This is a genomic window from Citrobacter sp. Awk 4, assembly GCF_028069725.1.
Lineage (GTDB): Bacteria > Pseudomonadota > Gammaproteobacteria > Enterobacterales > Enterobacteriaceae > Citrobacter_D.
The window spans coordinates 75,909-95,014 of the sequence record NZ_JANEWG010000014.1; the positions used below are offsets into that span (position 1 = coordinate 75,909).

20 protein-coding genes are annotated in these 19,106 nt (G+C 52.4%); 9 read left to right on the top strand and 11 right to left on the bottom strand.

Annotation, left to right across the window (positions count from 1 at the left end; all coding sequences use genetic code 11):
- Positions 1-38: 38 nt before the first annotated feature.
- Both fucO and rhaM read left to right on the top strand, forming a co-directional pair.
- A complete protein-coding gene (fucO, locus tag NNO04_RS08275) occupies positions 39-1,187 on the top strand; it encodes a lactaldehyde reductase (protein WP_271444250.1) in 1,149 nt (382 codons plus the stop codon).
- Positions 1,184-1,498 (top strand): L-rhamnose mutarotase, encoded by a 315-nt coding sequence (gene rhaM, locus NNO04_RS08280; RefSeq protein WP_271444251.1) that lies wholly within the window; start codon positions 1,184-1,186, stop codon positions 1,496-1,498. Before fucO ends, rhaM begins: the two co-directional genes overlap by 4 nt.
- Before the next feature lie 41 nt (positions 1,499-1,539).
- On the opposite strand, the gene NNO04_RS08285 is transcribed toward rhaM, so the two are convergent.
- Together NNO04_RS08285 and NNO04_RS08290 are read right to left on the bottom strand one after the other, a co-directional pair.
- Entirely contained in the window at positions 1,540-2,931 is a 1,392-nt protein-coding gene (locus NNO04_RS08285; protein ID WP_271444252.1) for a carbohydrate porin, read from the bottom strand.
- Between the two features lie 346 nt (positions 2,932-3,277).
- Complete coding sequence (locus NNO04_RS08290) at positions 3,278-3,826, bottom strand: helix-turn-helix domain-containing protein (protein WP_271444253.1); 549 nt, start codon at positions 3,824-3,826, stop codon at positions 3,278-3,280.
- 100 nt (positions 3,827-3,926) lie between these two features.
- Here NNO04_RS08290 and NNO04_RS08295 point away from each other — a divergent pair, with 100 nt between their 5' ends.
- Together NNO04_RS08295 and NNO04_RS08300 are read left to right on the top strand one after the other, a co-directional pair.
- Complete coding sequence (locus tag NNO04_RS08295) at positions 3,927-4,586, top strand: AzlC family ABC transporter permease (protein WP_271444254.1); 660 nt, start codon at positions 3,927-3,929, stop codon at positions 4,584-4,586.
- Positions 4,586-4,909, top strand: a complete 324-nt coding sequence (locus tag NNO04_RS08300; protein ID WP_162381570.1) for an AzlD domain-containing protein — start codon at positions 4,586-4,588, stop codon at positions 4,907-4,909. The genes NNO04_RS08295 and NNO04_RS08300 overlap by 1 nt, the downstream gene beginning before the upstream one ends.
- Before the next feature lie 43 nt (positions 4,910-4,952).
- On the opposite strand, the gene NNO04_RS08305 is transcribed toward NNO04_RS08300, so the two are convergent.
- On the bottom strand, positions 4,953-5,165 hold the full coding sequence (locus tag NNO04_RS08305; protein WP_271444255.1) for a YdgH/BhsA/McbA-like domain containing protein: 213 nt from the start codon (positions 5,163-5,165) through the stop codon (positions 4,953-4,955).
- Positions 5,166-5,294: 129 nt separating this feature from the next.
- Positions 5,295-6,131, bottom strand: coding sequence for a formate dehydrogenase accessory sulfurtransferase FdhD (gene fdhD / locus NNO04_RS08310; protein ID WP_271444256.1), 837 nt, complete (start codon positions 6,129-6,131; stop codon positions 5,295-5,297).
- A 191-nt stretch (positions 6,132-6,322) separates the two neighbouring features.
- Between fdhD and fdnG the strand changes: the two genes are divergently transcribed.
- Genes fdnG through fdhE form a run of 4 tightly spaced genes read left to right on the top strand, consistent with a single transcriptional unit; the run spans position 6,323 to position 11,846 of the window.
- Positions 6,323-9,373, top strand: a complete 3,051-nt coding sequence (gene fdnG / locus NNO04_RS08315; RefSeq protein WP_271444257.1) for a formate dehydrogenase-N subunit alpha — start codon at positions 6,323-6,325, stop codon at positions 9,371-9,373.
- Between the two features lie 12 nt (positions 9,374-9,385).
- Positions 9,386-10,288 carry a formate dehydrogenase subunit beta gene (fdxH, locus tag NNO04_RS08320; protein ID WP_271444258.1) on the top strand — a complete coding sequence of 301 codons (903 nt, stop codon included), beginning with the start codon at positions 9,386-9,388 and terminating at the stop codon, positions 10,286-10,288.
- The gene (gene fdoI / locus NNO04_RS08325) at positions 10,285-10,920 is read left to right on the top strand and encodes a formate dehydrogenase cytochrome b556 subunit (protein ID WP_192613906.1); all 636 of its coding nucleotides are present in this window, start codon (positions 10,285-10,287) and stop codon (positions 10,918-10,920) included. The genes fdxH and fdoI overlap by 4 nt, the downstream gene beginning before the upstream one ends.
- A complete protein-coding gene (fdhE, locus tag NNO04_RS08330; protein WP_162381582.1) occupies positions 10,917-11,846 on the top strand; it encodes a formate dehydrogenase accessory protein FdhE in 930 nt (309 codons plus the stop codon). Before fdoI ends, fdhE begins: the two co-directional genes overlap by 4 nt.
- Before the next feature lie 37 nt (positions 11,847-11,883).
- On the opposite strand, the gene NNO04_RS08335 is transcribed toward fdhE, so the two are convergent.
- A complete protein-coding gene (locus NNO04_RS08335; RefSeq protein ID WP_192613908.1) occupies positions 11,884-12,258 on the bottom strand; it encodes a type II toxin-antitoxin system VapC family toxin in 375 nt (124 codons plus the stop codon).
- Positions 12,258-12,500 carry a CopG family transcriptional regulator gene (locus tag NNO04_RS08340; protein WP_271444267.1) on the bottom strand — a complete coding sequence of 81 codons (243 nt, stop codon included), beginning with the start codon at positions 12,498-12,500 and terminating at the stop codon, positions 12,258-12,260. The genes NNO04_RS08335 and NNO04_RS08340 overlap by 1 nt, the downstream gene beginning before the upstream one ends.
- A 206-nt stretch (positions 12,501-12,706) precedes the next feature.
- Between NNO04_RS08340 and NNO04_RS08345 the strand changes: the two genes are divergently transcribed.
- Complete coding sequence (locus NNO04_RS08345; RefSeq protein WP_271444259.1) at positions 12,707-13,627, top strand: alpha/beta hydrolase; 921 nt, start codon at positions 12,707-12,709, stop codon at positions 13,625-13,627.
- An 11-nt stretch (positions 13,628-13,638) separates the two neighbouring features.
- On the opposite strand, the gene fabY is transcribed toward NNO04_RS08345, so the two are convergent.
- From fabY to NNO04_RS08370, 5 genes are all read right to left on the bottom strand, one after another.
- On the bottom strand, positions 13,639-14,580 hold the full coding sequence (gene fabY, locus NNO04_RS08350) for a fatty acid biosynthesis protein FabY (RefSeq protein WP_271444260.1): 942 nt from the start codon (positions 14,578-14,580) through the stop codon (positions 13,639-13,641).
- Between the two features lie 44 nt (positions 14,581-14,624).
- On the bottom strand, positions 14,625-15,062 hold the full coding sequence (gene dtd, locus NNO04_RS08355) for a D-aminoacyl-tRNA deacylase (protein ID WP_271444261.1): 438 nt from the start codon (positions 15,060-15,062) through the stop codon (positions 14,625-14,627).
- Positions 15,059-15,931 carry a virulence factor BrkB family protein gene (locus NNO04_RS08360; protein ID WP_271444262.1) on the bottom strand — a complete coding sequence of 291 codons (873 nt, stop codon included), beginning with the start codon at positions 15,929-15,931 and terminating at the stop codon, positions 15,059-15,061. Before NNO04_RS08360 ends, dtd begins: the two co-directional genes overlap by 4 nt.
- Entirely contained in the window at positions 15,925-16,524 is a 600-nt protein-coding gene (gene yihX, locus NNO04_RS08365) for a glucose-1-phosphatase (RefSeq protein ID WP_271444263.1), read from the bottom strand. Before yihX ends, NNO04_RS08360 begins: the two co-directional genes overlap by 7 nt.
- 140 nt (positions 16,525-16,664) lie before the next feature.
- Positions 16,665-19,106 (bottom strand): autotransporter outer membrane beta-barrel domain-containing protein (locus NNO04_RS08370; protein WP_271444264.1); only part of this gene is annotated, 2,442 nt, incomplete at its 5' end.

Consider the following 19,106-nt stretch of genomic DNA (forward strand, 5'->3'; position numbering starts at 1 on the left):
GCCGCCGGACATATAGCGATAATTAAAGGAGAGTAATCATGAGCTTTATGTTGGCACTTCCGAAAATCAGTCTGCATGGCGCAGGGGCAATTGGCGATATGGTTAACCTCGTGGCGAATAAGCAATGGGGTAAAGCGCTGATCGTCACCGATGGTCAACTGGTCAAACTGGGTCTGCTGGATAGCCTGTTTACCGCACTGGATGCGCATCAACTGTCTTACCATCTGTTCGATGAGGTGTTCCCAAATCCGACTGAAGCGCTGGTGCAAAAAGGCTATGCGGCATATCAGGACGCAAACTGCGATTACATCATCGCATTTGGCGGCGGTAGTCCGATCGATACCGCCAAAGCGGTGAAAATTCTGACGGCAAACCCTGGCCCCTCAACCGCATATTCCGGCGTCGGCAAAGTAAAAAATGCAGGCGTGCCGCTGGTCGCGATTAATACCACTGCCGGTACCGCAGCGGAAATGACCAGTAATGCGGTGATCATTGATTCTGCGCGCCAGGTCAAAGAGGTGATCATCGACCCGAACATCATTCCGGACATTGCCGTCGATGACGCCAGCGTCATGCTGGAAATCCCAGCCGCCGTGACGGCTGCGACCGGTATGGATGCGCTGACGCATGCGATCGAAGCGTATGTTTCCATTGGCGCGCACCCGCTCACCGACGCCAACGCGCTGGAAGCGATTCGCCTGATCGCCTTGTGGCTACCGAAAGCGGTAGACGATGGTCATAACCTCGAAGCGCGTGAGCAAATGGCGTTTGGCCAGTATCTGGCGGGCATGGCGTTCAACAGTGCCGGTCTTGGTCTGGTTCACGCACTGGCGCACCAGCCAGGCGCCACCCACAACCTGCCGCACGGCGTCTGCAACGCCATTCTGCTACCCATCATTGAGAACTTTAACCGTCCAAATGCCATTGCGCGTTTTGCTCGCGTAGCGCAGGCGATGGGTGTCGATACCCGCAATATGAGTGATGAAGCGGCGAGCATGGAAGCGATCAACGCCATTCGCGCATTGAGCAAACGTGTGGGGATTCCGGCAGGTTTCAGCCAGCTTGGCGTGACCAAAGAGGATATCGAAGGCTGGCTGGACAAAGCGATGGCCGATCCGTGCGCGCCGTGTAACCCGCGTACCGCCAGCCGCGACGACGTCCGTGAGCTGTATCTGGAGGCATTATGATCCGCAAGGCCTTTGTGATGCAGGTGTATGCCGACACGCACGAAGAGTATCAGCGTCGTCATAACCCCATCTGGCCGGAACTGGAAGCGGTGCTGAAAGCGCACGGTGCGCACCACTACGCGATTTATCTCGATAAAGAACGCAACCTGCTGTTCGCGACCGTCGAGATTGAATCTGAGGAGCGCTGGAACGCGGTTGCCAGTACCGACGTCTGCCAGCGTTGGTGGAAGCACATGCGTGAAGTCATGCCGGCTCACTCAGACAACAGCCCATTGAGTACAGAGTTAAAAGAAGTGTTTTACCTGGAGTGAGTTGTTTACCCGGTGGTGAAAACGCCACCGGGCCATTTCGGTTAGAAATAGTATTTAAAGCGAACGCGGGCGCCGTAGCGATCGTCTGAGTCGTCGCCATTTATACCATCACCGTCGCTATCCAGAATCGAATAATACATGCCGAGGTAAATATTGAAGTTTTGCATATCCATCACGTTAGCGAACTGATACGAAGCGTGGAGAGTATGGATGTCATACGTGCCTTCATTGTTAATCCAGCAGTCGTCATCACACACGACGCCTTCAAAATCATCAATCTTGTTATGCGCGTAGATATAACCTAGCTCAAAGCGTTTCCACAGCGCATTCAGCCCGGCGGTAAAATCTTGTTCATTGCTGGCGTCAAGATACGCGGTATTCAGGTTCACCACCACGCCGTTATCCGCATCGGTTTTGAGTCCATTCCACGTCATTGTCATACCATAACCGGTACGATCTGACTGATCGACAAACTGGCCCTGTTCGTTAGTGTAGCCGTAAGCGTTATTGACCACGTTCGATTCCATCGCCGCAGCCACCGAGAATGCCCCCTGCGACCACGAGATGACCGGGCGCAAATAGGCAACGTTTTTCTGCTGCTCCATTGTGCGACCGTGGAAATCGTCATCGTTATAAAGTGATGTACCGTCTTCCAACAGCGTGTTTAATTCAAAGTACCAGTTATCGATCTGTTTACTGACAAGGAAGTTACCGCCAGCATCAGAACGTCCACGGCCCTCTTTCATCATATATATATAGCCACTGCCGTCGTCATAAAGATCGTTGGCGGTATTACCCGAATGCTCAATAAAGGTATCCTGATTGAGAGGGAACATATCATACGCTTCGAAGCGTCCAACCTTCACTTTCCAGTCATTCTCTTTGCCGAAGAAGAAGACCGAGTCATCGATATTCACCGAACCTGACAGATCACCCAACGGTTGGGCGGAGAATCCGGCATAATAGCCATTCTCCAGCTTACGCATGCCATCAAATCCCAGCAGAATTCGGCCATTAATATTCCACTTTTCGTTAGTTGGATCATGATCAACATTGGCATTTGTCATTGCCAGCAGGCCATGATTACTTTCCGCATCCATATTGAATTCCACGTCACCGTAGATTTTCAGATCGCCATATCCGGAAACCAGTAGATTAGGAGTGGAAGCATTCTTTTTAATTTCTGCCTCTGTCGTTTGACCTTTGACTGGCGTATTCCCCTGGGCAGCTTTAATTTCGCGAATTTCACTCGTCTGTTGCGTCTGTAATTGCTGGAGCTGCGTTTCTGCTTTCGCCGCGCGGTTTTCTGCGGCCTCCAGTCGGGATTCTAGTTGCTCAAGACGTTGTTCCAGAGTCATTCTTTGCGTTTTAGCAAAACTATTATTTGCTACTAATAATAGACCTATTGCTAACGCTAACGTCGATTTTTTCATTTATTCTCGTTCCTTGAAGCAAAGGATAGCCCGCGTATTTATTCAGAAATACGCATAATGAATATAAAAATAAAATGTATTTTGTTTTTATATTTAACAACAAACACAAGCAATCAAATAAATAAGTTATGATCGTTTGCTAAGTTGCTACAGGCTAATAATTAGTAGCATGCTGATTTTTGAGTGTAAATGTAGTTATTATTCAGTTCGTGAGGAATATAACAATAGTGGGAGAATAAACGAAATATCGTAAAAACAAATAAATATAGTTTATGCAAATAAATAATCATGAATGATAAATCAGCGTGGCTTGGTAAAAACCACGCATGATAAAATCGATATTCTCTTAATTTTGTTCAGCCACCAAAATAGCCTGAGTGTCCGGTTCCAGTGCTTTGAAGATATGTTCCTGATCGGCGGGGTAACAAATATAATCGCCTTCATTTAACTCTTCTGGCGCTTCCGTCAGACCGACCAGCGCTTTTCCCTTCGTCACAATAATGTGTTCAATCGAACCCGAAGAGTGTGGATGCGAAATGCGATCCGCCCCAGGTTGCGTCAACAGCAGATAGATGTCACGCCGTGCGCCGGGTGGGCAAGCTGCCAACAAAATCGCCTGATAATGAGCCTGCTCAGCCACCACTTTGGTGCCTTCACCGCAGCGGATCACCTGCGTTTTTTGTACCTGGGGTTCAAGTAAGCGAGCAAAAGGAATATCTAACGCAACGCAGAGCGACCAGAGCGTTTCCAGGCTAGGATTACCATTCCCCGCCTCCAGTTGCGAAAGCGTGGATTTTGCAATCCCTGCCCGCCGGGCGATTTCTGCCAGCGACAAACCTGTACGTTGACGCTCACGCACCAGGCTTTTGGCAATCACGCTGATGGGTTGTGTCATACACGACTCCATGTTTTTTATATCGAACGAATCGTTCGTCTTGTAATGCAAATCTGTTGCGTTCATTATAATGGAAATTCGTTCGATATGGCTAAATAACATGAAGCACTTTCTCTCTTGTCTCAAAGGAGACACGATCAAAGCGATATTTTTAGTCTGTCTGGCTGTGGGGGTTGTCGGCATGTCCTACGGCTCACTGGCGATGGCCTACGGTTTCCCTCTCTGGGTACCGTTTGTGCTCTCCATCACCGTACTGGCTGGCGCATCCGAATTTATGTTCATTGGCATTATCGCCAGCGGTGGAAATCCGCTAGCTGCCGCCGCTGCTGGCTTGTTGGTTAACGCCCGTCATATCCCGTTTGGCGTCACGGTCCGCGATCTGGTCGGCACGCGCGCGGCCAGTTTTCTCGGCTGCCATATTATGAACGATGAAAGCGTCGTCTTTGGCCTGTCGCAAAAAACCGCAGAGCAACGTAAAGCCGCCTACTGGCTGTGTGGCGCGGGTGTGGCTATTTTATGGCCACTGGGTACCCTGCTTGGCGCAGTGGTAGGCAAAATGCTGCCAGATCCGGAAACCATCGGGCTGGATGCCGTGTTCCCGGCTATTTTGTTGGCGCTGGTTGTCCCGGCATTCAGAAATCGTACCACGCTGATCCGCGCGTGTAGCGGGGCGACACTCTCGCTCGCCGCCGTTCCTTTTGCTCCCGTGGGACTGCCTGTACTGCTTTCCCTGCTTGGCTTACTGACGAGGAAAAAATAATGGGCAACATGACGCTGTTTATTATCGGCATCGCCATCCTGTCAGCGGGCACCTATCTGATGCGACTTGGCGGGGCAAAACTCGGGAGTCGCTTAGCCCTTTCAGAGCGTTCTCAGGCATTACTCTCCGACGCGGCCACCGTGTTGCTGTTTTCTGTGGCGCTGGCGACCACCTTTTATGAAAGCGACCATTTTGCCGGAATGGCGCGCGTGTTGGGCGTCGCCTTTGCTGTATTTTTAGCCTGGCGCAAAATGCCATTGATTGTCGTGATTATTGCGGCGGCCGTAGTCACGGCATTGCTGAGACTGGCGGGCATAAACTAAAAAAGCGCCTCTGGGGCGCTCTTTCAACAGTTGTCTGGATGGCTTATTTCAGCAGTTCGGCAGTCATATGCACGCGGTTGCCAGTATAAGCCTGGGTGATTTTGTAGGTGCTGGCACCCGCTTGTTCAGCCTGAGCGGCAATTTTCGCTTCAGCGCTTTCCAGCGTCGGGCCTGTTGCCGTAATCGACTGAGCCGCGAAAGAACCGAAAGACGTAGCGAGAGCGATAACTGCGACAAAAGTTTTGATGTTTTTCATGATGCAATCCTATTAACCTTGTTGTTTAGATAAGGCGATATGCCTTGATGTGATAAATAATAGTCTTCACATCACACAACTAAAAGCGGAAGGATTTGCCAAAGTCATTCAAATTAGTTGATTGTTATTTTACCCCGCAATCAATCGCTGTGGATGGGTATAAATCGTCGCTCTACCCGGTTTGCAAAAACCCACCAGCGTCAGATTACAGCGTTCGGCGACTTCAATCGCGAGCGTAGTGGCGGCGGAAACGGCGAACAGGATCTCAACGCCGCACATCGCTGACTTCTGCACCATCTCATAGCTGGCGCGGCTGGAAACCAGCGCGGCCCCGCTTTGCCAGGTGTCATCTTCCCTGCCACGCCGACCCAGCAGTTTATCAAGTGCTACGTGGCGACCCACATCCTCATGTCCCCCTGCCAGATGACCGGAGGGCAGGACCCATGCCGCGGCGTGAGTACAGCCGGTGAGTTGCCCAATCGGCTGGAAATCGCTCAGATGCCTGAGAGCATGATCTAGGTTTGCAAGGTCAAACGTCTGGGTAAATGGCAGAGGTTGAACGGGCTTGCCGATGTCGTTGAGTTGCTCAACGCCACAAACCCCGCAACCGGTTCTTCCGGCCAATGCCCTGCGCCTCTCTTTCAGCCCCATGAAACGGCGGCTGGAGAGTTCGACCTGGACTTCAAGACCGTTACAGGAAGGCACAACCTCCATCCCATAAATATCGCGCGGGTGGTCGATAATGCCTTCGGAAAGTGAAAAGCCCATCGCGAAGTGCTCAAGATCTTTTGGAGAAGCCATCATGACGACGTGAGAAATCCCGTTGTATACCAACGCGACAGGGACTTCTTCTGCGACCTCATCCGGCTGAGGATGGTGTAAATCCTCACGTTTCCATAAGGTCACCTGACGAGAACCTGTGATATTTGTCACACTTTGGACTTCTTCGGGATGTATCTTATTCACTTTCTTTTAACCATATAAGAACACGCATACCAACATTGTGGTATTCTTTACAAACCCCTCCTGGATGGAGGGAAATTACCCCAATTTTGGACCTTTACGGGCATATCCGTAAAGAAAAATAACAACCACTCCCCGCGCATCTGGATACAAATGTAAAAGGGAAGTGACAATGTCGAAACAAGGAGCAAACCATGCAGGTCAGCAGAAGGCAGTTCTTTAAGATCTGCGCTGGCGGTATGGCAGGCACCACGGCAGCGGCACTGGGCTTTGCGCCCGGCGTAGCGCTCGCGGAAACACGGCAGTATAAACTGCTGCGCACCCGCGAAACCCGTAACACCTGCACTTATTGTTCCGTCGGTTGTGGGCTGTTAATGTACAGTCTCGGCGATGGAGCTAAAAACGCCAAAGCATCTATCTTCCACATCGAAGGCGATCCGGACCATCCGGTAAACCGCGGTGCGCTCTGCCCGAAAGGGGCTGGTCTGGTGGACTTCATTCGCTCAGAAAGCCGCCTGAAGTTCCCGGAATACCGTGCACCAGGCTCTGATAAGTGGCAACAAATCAGTTGGGATGAGGCATTTGACCGCATCGCCAAACTGATGAAAGAAGACCGCGACGCCAACTACGTTGCACAAAACGCCGAAGGCGTCACCGTTAACCGCTGGCTCTCAACCGGGATGCTATGCGCATCCGCCTCCAGTAATGAAACCGGCTATTTAACACAAAAATTCTCCCGCGCGCTGGGTATGCTCGCGGTCGACAACCAGGCGCGCGTCTGACACGGACCAACGGTAGCAAGTCTTGCTCCAACATTTGGTCGCGGTGCGATGACCAACCACTGGGTCGACATCAAAAATGCCAACCTCATCGTGGTGATGGGCGGTAACGCCGCTGAAGCTCACCCTGTAGGGTTCCGCTGGGCGATGGAAGCCAAAATTCACAACGGCGCGAAGCTGATTGTGATCGATCCTCGTTTCACACGTACAGCGTCGGTGGCCGATTTCTATGCGCCAATTCGTTCTGGTACTGACATTGCCTTCTTGTCAGGCGTCATGCTGTACCTGCTGAACAACGAAAAATTCAACCGCGAATATACCGAAGCCTATACCAACGCCAGCTTGATCGTGCGTGAAGATTTTGGCTTTGAAGATGGCCTGTTTACCGGCTATGACGCGGATAAACGCAAGTACGATAAAACCAGCTGGAACTACGAGCTGGACGAAAACGGCTTCGCTAAACGTGATACCACTCTGCAACACCCGCGCTGCGTGTGGAACCTGCTGAAACAGCACGTCTCCCGCTACACGCCGGACGTGGTGGAAAACATCTGCGGAACGCCGAAAGCCGACTTCCTGAAAGTCTGCGAGTACATCGCAGAAACCAGCGCGAAAGACAAAACCGCCTCGTTCCTGTATGCGCTGGGCTGGACACAACACTCCGTTGGCGCGCAGAACATCCGCACCATGGCGATGATCCAGTTGCTGCTCGGCAACATGGGGATGGCTGGCGGCGGCGTTAACGCCCTGCGTGGTCACTCCAACATTCAGGGGCTGACCGACCTTGGCCTGTTGTCTCAGAGCCTGCCGGGCTACATGACGCTGCCAAGCGAGAAGCAAACTGACCTGCAAACCTACCTTGCCGCCAGCACGCCAAAACCGCTGCTGGAAGGCCAGGTGAACTACTGGGGCAACTACCCGAAATTCTTCGTCTCAATGATGAAGGCCTTCTTTGGTGATAAAGCGACAGCGGAAAACAGCTGGGGCTTTGACTGGTTGCCGAAGTGGGACAAGGGCTACGACGTCCTGCAGTATTTCGAGATGATGAGTCAGGGCAAAGTTAACGGCTATATCTGCCAGGGCTTTAACCCGGTTGCTTCATTCCCGAACAAAAACAAAGTGGTGGCGTCGCTCTCCAAACTGAAATTCCTGGTGACGATTGACCCGCTCAACACGGAGACGTCTACCTTCTGGCAAAACCACGGTGAGTCGAACGACGTTGATCCGTCAAAAATTCAGACTGAAGTGTTCCGTCTGCCGTCCACCTGCTTTGCCGAAGAGAACGGTTCAATCGTGAACTCCGGCCGCTGGTTGCAGTGGCACTGGAAAGGTGCCGATGCCCCGGGTGATGCGGTTACAGATGGCGAAATCCTTGCCGGTATCTTCCTGCGTCTGCGCAAGATGTATGCCGAACAGGGCGGCGCCAACCCGGAACAAGTGCTGAGCATGAGCTGGAACTACTCCACGCCACATGAGCCAGCTTCGGAAGAAGTGGCAATGGAGAGTAACGGTAAAGCGCTGGCCGATATCATCGACTCGGCAACGGGTGCTGTTATCGTCAAGAAAGGCCAACAGCTCAGTTCGTTCGCGCAACTGCGTGACGACGGCACCACCTCCAGCGGTTGCTGGATCTTCGCCGGTAGCTGGACGCCGGAAGGCAACCAGATGGCGCGTCGCGATAACGCTGACCCATCAGGCCTCGGCAATACGCTGGGCTGGGCGTGGGCGTGGCCGCTCAACCGCCGCATTCTGTATAACCGTGCTTCCGCTGACCCGCAGGGCAACCCGTGGGATCCAAAACGCCAGATCCTGAAATGGGATGGCGCAAAATGGAGTGGAATGGATATTCCGGACTACAGCGCCGCCGCACCGGGCAGCAATGTCGGGCCGTTTATCATGCAACCGGAAGGGATGGGACGCCTGTTTGCTATCGATAAGATGGCGGAAGGTCCGTTCCCGGAACACTACGAGCCGTTTGAAACGCCGCTGGGCACTAACCCGCTGCACCCGAACGTTATCTCTAACCCTGCCGCCCGTATCTTTAAAGGCGACGAAGAAGCGCTGGGTAAAGCCGATAAATTCCCGTACGTCGGGACCACGTATCGTCTGACCGAGCACTTCCACTACTGGACCAAGCATGCGCTGCTTAACGCTATCGCACAGCCGGAACAGTTCGTGGAGATCGGCGAGAAGCTGGCGAATAAACTCGGCATCGCTCACGGCGATACGGTGAAAGTCTCTTCCAACCGTGGCTATATCAAGGCCAAGGCGGTGGTGACTAAGCGTATTCGCACGCTGAAAGCGAACGGCAAGGATATCGATACCATCGGTATTCCTATTCACTGGGGCTACGAAGGCGTGGCGAAGAAAGGTTTTATCGCCAATACGTTGACGCCGTTCGTTGGTGATGCGAACACGCAGACGCCGGAATTTAAGTCCTTCCTGGTGAATGTGGAAAAGGTGTAACGGAGACGACTTATGGCTTATCAATCGCAAGACATTATCCGTCGTTCCGCGACTAACGGTTTCACCCCCGCGCCTCAGGCGCGGGACCATCAGGAAGAGGTGGCGAAGCTTATTGACGTCACCACCTGTATCGGCTGCAAAGCCTGTCAGGTGGCCTGTTCTGAGTGGAACGATATTCGTGATGAAATCGGTAGCAACGTCGGGGTGTATGACAACCCGGCGGATTTAACCGCTAAATCCTGGACGGTGATGCGCTTCTCGGAAGTCGAGCAGGACGACAAACTGGAATGGCTGATCCGCAAAGACGGCTGTATGCACTGTGCCGACCCAGGCTGCCTGAAAGCGTGCCCGGCGGAAGGCGCAATCATTCAGTACGCCAACGGCATCGTCGACTTCCAGTCTGAGCAGTGTATCGGCTGCGGTTACTGCATTGCTGGCTGTCCGTTCGACGTGCCGCGACTGAACCCGGAAGACAATCGCGTCTACAAATGTACGCTGTGTGTTGACCGTGTGAACGTCGGGCAAGAACCGGCCTGCGTGAAAACATGTCCGACGGGTGCGATTCATTTTGGCACCAAAGAAGATATGAAAACGCTGGCAGGCGAACGCGTGGCAGAACTGAAAACGCGTGGCTACGACAATGCGGGTCTGTACGATCCGGCGGGCGTTGGCGGTACGCACGTGATGTACGTGCTGCACCATGCCGACAAGCCGAATCTGTATCACGGTCTGCCGGAAAACCCGGAAATAAGCGCGACCGTGAAATTCTGGAAAGGCATCTGGAAACCTCTCGCAGCGGTCGGCTTTGCCGCGACCTTTGCAGCCAGTATCTTCCACTACGTTGGCGTAGGTCCGAACCGTACGGAAGAGGAAGACGACAATCTGCACGAAGAGAATGACGAGGTGCGCAAATGAAACGACGTGACACCATCGTGCGCTACTCCGCGCCGGAACGTATCAACCACTGGGTCACCGCCTTCTGCTTCATTCTGGCGGCGGTGAGCGGGCTGGGGTTCTTCTTCCCCTCCTTCAACTGGCTGATGCAGATCATGGGCACTCCACAACTGGCGCGAATTCTGCACCCGTTTGTTGGCGTGATTATGTTTGCCTCGTTCATCATCATGTTTTTCCGTTACTGGCACCACAATCTAATCAATCGGGATGATATCTTTTGGGCGAAGAATATTCGTAAGATCGTCGTCAACGAGGAAGTAGGTGACACCGGACGATATAACTTCGGTCAGAAATGCGTTTTCTGGGCGGCGATTATCTTCCTGGTGCTGTTGCTGGTGAGCGGTGTGATCATCTGGCGGCCGTATTTTGCGCCTGCTTTCTCAATCCCGGTGATCCGATTCGCGTTAATGCTGCATTCATTTGCCGCAGTGGCGTTAATTGTGGTTATCATGGTGCATATTTACGCCGCCCTTTGGGTGAAAGGCACCATTACCGCGATGGTGGAAGGATGGGTAACCAAATCGTGGGCGAAGAAACATCACCCGCGCTGGTACCGTGAAGTTCGCCAGAAACAGGAAAAGTCATCTGAATGAGTATTCGCATAATCCCGCAAGATGAGCTGGGTTCGAGCGAAAAACGCACGGCGGATATGATTCCGCCGTTGTTATTCCCCAGACTCAAAAATGTATATAACCGCCGCGCTGAACGTCTGCGCGAGCTGGCCGAGAATAACCCACTGGGCGATTACCTGCGCTTTGCCGCGCTGATCGCGCATGCCCAGGAAGTGGTGCTGTACGATCATCCGCTAGAGATAGATCTCACCGCACGCATCAAAGAGGCAAATGAGCAGGGCAAACCCCCGCTGGATATTCACGTGTTGCCGCGTGATAAACACTGGCAGAAACTCCTGCTTTCACTGATTGCCGAGCTGAAACCCGAAATGAGCGGCCCGGCACTTGCGGTGATTGAGAATCTGGAGAAAGCGTCCTCTCAGGAACTGGAAATGATGGCCAGCGCGCTGTTTGCCTCTGACTTCTCGTTAGTGAGCAGCGATAAAGCGCCGTTTATCTGGGCCGCGTTGTCGCTCTACTGGGCGCAGATGGCGAGCCTGATTCCGGGAAAAGCCCGTGCAGAATACGGCGAGCAACGCCAGTTCTGCCCAGTGTGCGGCTCAATGCCCGTCTCCAGCGTGGTGCAAATTGGCACCACTCAGGGGCTGCGTTACCTGCACTGCAACCTGTGCGAAACCGAGTGGCACGTGGTGCGCGTGAAATGCAGCAACTGCGAACAGAGCCGCGATTTGCACTACTGGTCGCTTGATAACGAGCAGTCTGCGATTAAAGCGGAAAGCTGCGGTGACTGCGGCACTTACCTGAAAATTCTCTATCAGGAAAAAGACCCGAAAGTAGAAGCCGTTGCCGACGACCTCGCCTCACTGATCCTGGACGCACGTATGGAGCAAGAGGGCTTTGCCCGCAGTTCCATCAACCCGTTCCTGTTCCCAGGGGAAGGGGAGTAAGTTCCCTTGTATTGCCGGGCGGCGTTAGTCGCCCGAGTTACAATTCATAGGGCGTCACAACGCCAGGTATTCCCGCAAAATCCTTCGTATTACGTGTGACCAGTTCAAGACGGTGAATTTGCGCAGTCGCCAGAATGATCGCATCCGGAAGCTTCATCGCATACTCCTGACGCAAAGCAACGCTTCGCTCAGCGATCTCCTGCGAAACACCAATGATGTTAAATGCGCTCATCGCAACCCGTGTGCGATGTTCCTGATTGTATTTCCTGGCACCAACCAGCACTTCCATCCAGGTGATGAGGCTTATCGCGTTCTGAGGCGGCCATGCGTCCAGCGCTTGCTTTGCTTCCCCTCGCCCGCTGAACAAATCGATTAAAATATTGGTGTCAAAAAGTGCCGAGCCTTTAGCCATTACCACTCCTCGCGCAGCTTGCGCTGGTATTCAACGCCATCTTCTTCGCAGCCTTGCCACAGGCCGAGTGCGTTAGAAATCGTAGTTTCTGCCTGATCTTGTCTTTCCAGATACTGTTCGACCGCTTCCCGCAACAGTTCCGCGCGAGGAAGATTGCGCTGCACCTTGAGGTCATCCAGCCGTTTAATCACTTCATCTGATAAATCGAGTAAAATTCTGCCCATATCCAGTCCAATCATTATGCTCATATATATTTCCAGTATATCATTGTAGATTAAGGTATGAGCAATTTACACCCGAGATATTTTTAAAAATAGAGTGTTTGTGGGGGTATTTTCACTTTTGCGAGCACCTTTCCAGAATTCGTATTTCCCTGCCTCCCCTATTCCCATCCGCCAAAAGCAAGCGTATAAAACTGTACATCTATACAGCAAAAAGGGATTTCACCATGACACTGGAAAAAGGCATTTCTGAGCAAGTTGCAGCGTTTATCGCAGCGGGTCGCCCCTCTTCACGTCAACAGAGTATTGATGAACGGAGGGCGGGTTACATCGCCAGTACCGTTCTGGCAGGTGAGACGGAATCACGCGTCCATATCCAAACTGTCGAACGGGAAGGAATGTTGTTTCGCGTCTATTCACCGCTTCGTGGCCCCGCGATTCTGCCCACGGTGATCTACTACCACGGCGGCTGTTTTGTTAGCGGTGGGTTTGCCACTCATGACAAACAGCTGCGCCAGTTGGCGTTCTATGGTGAATGTCGGGTGATCGCTGTTCAGTATCGATTAGCGCCTGAGCACACTTTTCCCGCAGCCCATGATGACGCTCTAAAAGGCGCAGATCTTGTCTGGCGACATGCCGAACTGTTTGGCGTGGATAAGCAACGCATCACGCTTGCAGGCGATAGCGCGGGTGGGCATCTGGCGTTGGTGACGGCATTGCGGCTCAAAGCGGCAGGTGAGTGGCAACCTGCACAGCTTATCCTGATTTACCCCATGCTCGACGCAACGGCTTACTGTGAAAGCTATACCCGCAATGGACTGGATTACATCATCACCCGCGATACGCTGCTGAGCGGTTATGAGATGTACCTGTCGGGCATCGATCGCCGCCATCCGGAAGCCAGCCCACTGTGGCGAGATGATTTCATTGGCCTGCCGCCTGTTCATATCATTACCGCAGAATTCGACCCGCTATGCGACGAAGGGGAAGCACTTTATCAGAAAATGACAGAGCAAGGCGTCAACTGCACTGCACAACGCTGGTCCGGCGTGATACATGGTTTTTTCCAGTTGGCTGGAGTGAGTCGATCTGCACGAGAGCTGATGGGAGATATAGCCTGGCGCTGTGCCGCACCAGGCCGGGAATAGCAGAAAAGTGTTTACTCTTCCTCATTACCGCCCTCTTCATAGGCGCCAAACGGCTTCGCGGGTAGCACAATGTAGGTGCCTTCAAACACCGCACCCGGCACGTCATCACCAAAGAGTTCAACCTGCATCTGGACGCGCGCTTTGCGGCCTCTTGCCAGACGATCCAGATCGCCGCTCAATGAGCCTAAATCAGCGACGGCGCTCGGCTTGCCGCTGATGGGCTTGCTATAGCGAATATGGGCATCAGCAAGAATAATCGTGCCGCCAAGATGGCGTTCGCGCAGCATTAACCAGATAAATCCCCACCCCGTCAGCGTTGCCAGAGAGAAAAGGCTTCCGGCAAATAAGGTGTGATGCGGGTTCTGGTTACCCATTTCAGGCATGGTGGTAATAAATTTTTGCCCGGTGTATTGCTGAATACGCACCCCCATTTTCTCACTCAAAGGGATGTGCTCATACCAGGCGCGCTGAAGCTGTCCGCACCAGTCGCCGCGATGCAGAATGTCATCCAGTGTGGCAACAGGTTTAATCATTAAAAAGTGTCGAACCGGTGTGGTTTGCGGCGTGGTAATTTCGCCCTGATTCACAAAACCCAGTTTGGCGAAAAATTCGACCGCGTCTTCACGGGCGCTACAGGTAACGCGCTTGACCCCTTCCTGGCGCGCGACGGATTCCAGGGTCATCGCCATCAATGTTCCCAGCCCCTTCTCCTGCACCGCAGGATCAACGGCCATAAAGCGGATAGAAGCTTCGTTGTCGGCATTGATATATAACCTGCCAACAGCGACCAGATTCCCCTCTTCGTCGACGACCATCTGATGATGCGCCATGGCATCCCAGGCATCGCGTTCGGAGCCTTTTGGCTGATGCAGGGGCTTACGCAACATTTCCCAGCGAAACTGATAGTAACGCTCTAATTCCTCTTCTGTTTGCGGTACTCGAAGGTGATACATAGCTGTACTCTCTCTTGTTACCCGCGGCCACACCGGAAGCTGGTTCATACCTGTAACCAGAACGTCACGGGGCCATCATTAACCAGCGAAACCTGCATATCGGCAGCGAAACGCCCGGTTTGTGTGTTCATTTCCTGTTGGCGGCAACGCTCAACAAAATACTCATACAGCGCTTCTGCATGATCCGGCGCGGCTCCCTTCGAAAAACCTGGACGCATGCCGCGTTCGGTATCGGCTGCCAGCGTAAATTGTGAAACCACCAGCACGCTGCCCCCTGCCTGCTGCACGTTCAGGTTCATTTTGCCTTCGGCATCGCTAAAAATTCGATAACCCAATACACGTTCGCACAAGCGATTCGCTTTCTGTTCGTCATCATCCTTTTCGACACCCAATAACACTAAAAGTCCTGGGCCAATTTCACCCGTCACCTCTCCCTCCACGGTGACGCTGGCACGGGTTACGCGCTGAATTAATGCAATCATGGTTGGTCTGCTTCTTCTTGTTCTGCGGCTAGTTTGAGTTTGCGGTATTCCCCGAGAGTGACAGTTATTTCTGCACCAAGCAAGACGATACACCACGTCCAGTAAACCCAGACAAACAAAATTGGGATCACCGCCAATACGCCGTAAATAAGCTGATATGACGGGAACATGGTGATATAGAGCGCAAATCCTTTCTTCCCCGACTCAAACAGTATGGCGGCGACAAACGCCCCGACTATCGCATCCCGGTTTGGAACACGCGTGGTGGGGACAACGCTGTACAACAACCAGAATGAGATCCAGGAAAGCAAAAGTGGAAAAATGCGCAGCACATCATCAATCACGCTATTGAGTTCACTGGCCCAGCGAAGGGAGAGTAGATATGAGCTGATCGCCAGGCTGGCGCCTGCCAGCAGCGGACCCAGCGTCAGGATCATCCAGTACACAGCAAAAGAGTAAACTTTTGGGCGCGTACGCTTGCTGCGCCAGATGGCATTCAACGCACTATCAATAGCATACATCAGCAACAACGCCGTCACGATCAGCCCGCAGGCTCCCACCACCGTCATCTTGTTGGAGTTGGCGACAAACTGTTCGATATAACGCTGAATAACATCCCCTGTCGCAGGGAGAAAATTGGAGAAGATAAAGTGACGCAGTTGAAGACTCACGTCAGAAAACATGGGAAATGCAGCGAAAAGGGCAAAAACAACAGCAATGAAGGGCACTAATGAGAGCAATGAGACGTAGGCAAGATTACCGGCCAGGGTCGTCATATTGTCCTCATCAATGCGCTGCCACAATAACTTAAGCCAGGCCCATATTGGACGCGTATGATGCCTGGCTTTTTGATGAACGTTTTTTAGCATAACAACTTCGCGAAATAGTCTGGGATGGTTGTTTTGTCGGTCACCCTGATGCTGGTGATCCCTAACTGGTTAGCCCCTTCTATATTATCGCTGTTGTCATCAAAAAAGACGGCGTCATCCGCAGAAAAACCTTCTGTCTGCAGGACATGCTGGTAAATACGCGCTTCCGGTTTACGCATCCCCAGTTCCTGGGAAAGATAAATACGGTCGGCAGACTGGCGAACTTCCGGGTATTCGTCCGGCCAGAAGGTGGTATGTAATCTGTTGGTGTTAGATAGAACGACAACGCGATGCCCTTGCTCACGCAGCTTTTGCATAATGCCAATAACGTCCGGGCGAATGCCGACGAAAACGGCCTGCCAGCCATGAGAAAATTGTTCGTAACTCAGCGGCAGCGCCATTTCATGACAAACAGCCTCGGCGAAAGCCTCGTCGGTTATTTCACCCCGTTCATGCTGGCGAAAAGCCTCTCCCATCGTAAAACTGTGCTTCAACGAAGCCAGCGGGACACGGCTCAGATCGCTCCAGGTGCCTAGCACGCGGTTGAAGTCGATATCGACAATCACATTACCTAAGTCAAAGATATAGAGCATGTTCTTCTCCTTGCTAGCCGTGGATGAATAACTGTAGCGGGAAAGGAGAGGTTTGACTATGTGTCACATCGTGAAACCGATAACGGTCATATCTGAAAAAGGCGATGCTATGCATCGCCTTGTTTCCCCTGGTGTCGCATTTAGAAACTGTACTTAACGCCCAACATAGCCGCAGTATCGCTATAACTGTTGTCACCAACCTGTTGTGCGACGTTGCCCCACACCTGCAGGCGCGGGTTTATTTGCCCTTCAATCCCGACTTTCAACTCGCCGATATTTTTAGTGCCGCTAATTTCATCCTGAATTGCCCCCATCTGGACACTCTGGTTGTGAGTATTGTGGATCCAGTTCGCTTCTACGAACGGCTGGAACTCACGGTTTTTATCATCATCGATCGCGTTATGGCCTTTCAGGTATGCACGCACGCCAAGTCGGGTCATCAGGTTGCCATCTGTTTTGTCTTTCACCTGAGTACCGTTGCTTTCGCGATGTGAATCGGCCTGCACGTCCATCCAGATAACCTGTGCTTTTGGTTGGATCCAGTAGCTAGCTCGCTCACTTTCCCCCACCAGGAAGCTGTAGCCACCTTCAATAGAGGCCGTAATACCGTCTGACTTATATTTCTCGCTGGCCAGATGATCGCCGCTCACGGTGTTATCAAACCAGTTGTACAGAATCCAACTGTCCAGATAGGTTCCTGTTTTATCTGCTGCGTTTGCATACCATGTCGCGTACAGCCCTGCACTGTAGCCATTCACATGACCGCGGGACGCATAGCCGGTGTATGTGTTATGCGTTTTACTTTTCTGATTGGCATAACCCGCCATCACGCCCAGATGCCAGCGGTCAAGACCATCACGGCTCCATTGCGCCAGATCACCGCCTATTTGCATCACATAGCGGTTCGCTTTCGTTTTCAACTGGTTGCTGCCATCAGTAAAGCGGGTATGCCCCCCTTCGTTACGCAGCCACAGGCTGGTCACTTTCCGTTCACCTGTCAGCATGTCCGTATATTGCGTTTCCCCCAGGCGGTCATGTAATCGGGTGATAAACAAGGTATTAGCCGCATAGTTGTTCGCCAGATAGCTACCAAATTCCGGGCGATACTGATGTTCACCGGGCTCGGGGGTTGGCGGCGTTGGTGGCGTAGGCGGCTCCACTGGGTCGACCGGGCCCGGAGGTGCTGGGGGATCAACAGGGTCAACCGGACCAGGTGGTGTTGGCGGATCAACGGGATCTACCGGCCCAGGGTGCGTTGGTGGATCAACCGGATCGGGATCTTCCGGCTCTGGGTCGGGTTCCGGCTCAGGCTCAGGCTCGACTGGGCTCAATTGACTGGTGAGATACCAGTTGCTGGCATTCTTCACCACATCGTAATCGTAGCCACCCGCCACGATACGTCCGGCTTTGGTAAAGGTACCGTTGGAGTTACCCTCAACCTGCACAATCTCAATGCCATTTAGCGTCAGATCGCCCATACCGCCGATATTGTTAATACCGACATTGGTATTACCGGCGGTATCGCCTTTCACAATCAGTTTATCGGTGAGGGATTCATCGCCTTCAAGCACAGTGTTGAGTACCAGCAGCGCATCGGTACCGATATAGTTCCCCATCACTGTCAGCGTCTTAAAGGTGCTTTCATCATCTCCAGACACACCATCGGCACTATAGCGCAGTGTGGATTGATCCAATGTCAGATTAGAGAGAACAGAGTTCCCGGTCATCGTCCATTCACTATTGGCACCCTTCATGCTCAGGTCCAGCGTGCCATGATAGTTGGTATTACTGTTCTGCTGTGAAGAGTCGGTTTTACCCACAAAGCGACTCCCCTCTTCCATACGCAGATCCATGATGCCGCCATAGTAGGCTCGCAGGTTGCCTTTTATGTCATACACACCGGAGGACGCGCTATCAGCAACGTAATCCCAGGAACGAATCAGCGCCTGCGTACCATAGGCGTAAAGCGCGTAGGCATTACTGTCCGAAACCTTAATGGATGCATTTCCACCCAGGTTCACAATAGCAGGCTCATAGTTCGAATAAGCGTAAACGCCATGCGCAGTCACGCCCGTGGTTTTTACATCCACATGGTTCAGGTTAATCTCGCCAAGTCGTCCGGCATATATTGCGTGCGCATTTCGACCTGACGTGGTGATTTTTGCGATGCCATTTATCGTGACATCCGGGTCGCCTTTTCCGGTACCGGTATATTGAGCAGGATCTTTCCCTGCATATATTCCATATCCTGTATTCGCCCCCCCAGGACCACGCGTCACAATATCGGCATTACCATGAATAAGAATGGACGATCGCGCGTTATCTTTGTTCGCCGAAGCATTCGCACGCAGCCCCATACCGTTTTCAGTATCAATCGTGACGTTACCGCTGACTTCAACAATGGAATAATCAGCCTGCAATTCGCGACCAATGTTTATTCCATCTGAACTACTGCCGTTCGCGGTAATATAAATATTATCCGCAACCAGCATACCCCCCGCATTTTTGGAGTGAATACCATCGGCAGCCGTGCCAGTAGTATTAATAACCAGATTTTTAAATTTATATCCCGTGTTATCAAT